At 70.8% G+C, this 363-nt stretch carries 1 protein-coding gene; it reads left to right on the top strand.

Annotated features, from left to right (window positions below; translation table 11 throughout):
- On the top strand, nt 1-363 hold a 363-nt coding region (locus AC5Y5V_RS31425), incomplete at both ends, for a DUF222 domain-containing protein (protein WP_499942995.1).

Raw genomic sequence — 363 nt, 5'->3', positions numbered from 1 at the left:
CAACGCGACGGGCGCCTCGGAGACGGCCACGTCAAAGTGATCCGCGAAACCCTCACCCACCTACCCCCCGACATCGACGCGGCAACCCGCGCCGCCCTCGAAGCCGACCTGGCCGACAAAGCCACCCAATTCCGCCCCGACGAGGTCGCCACCTACGCCCGCCGGATCCTGGACTGGCTACACCCCGACGGCGACTACACCGACACCGAACGCGCCCGCAAACGCGGCATCACCGTCGGCAACCAGCAACACGACGGCATGTCCCCGATCAGCGGCCTGATCACCCCCGACCTGCGCGCCGCCCTCGACGCCATGCTCGCCAAACTCGCCGCCCCCGGCGCCTGCCACCCCGACGACGACACC

This window comes from Mycobacterium sp. NGS68, from assembly GCF_059812195.1.
Note: the sequence above shows the minus strand (reverse complement) of the source record. Positions and strands in the feature narration are given on the sequence as shown.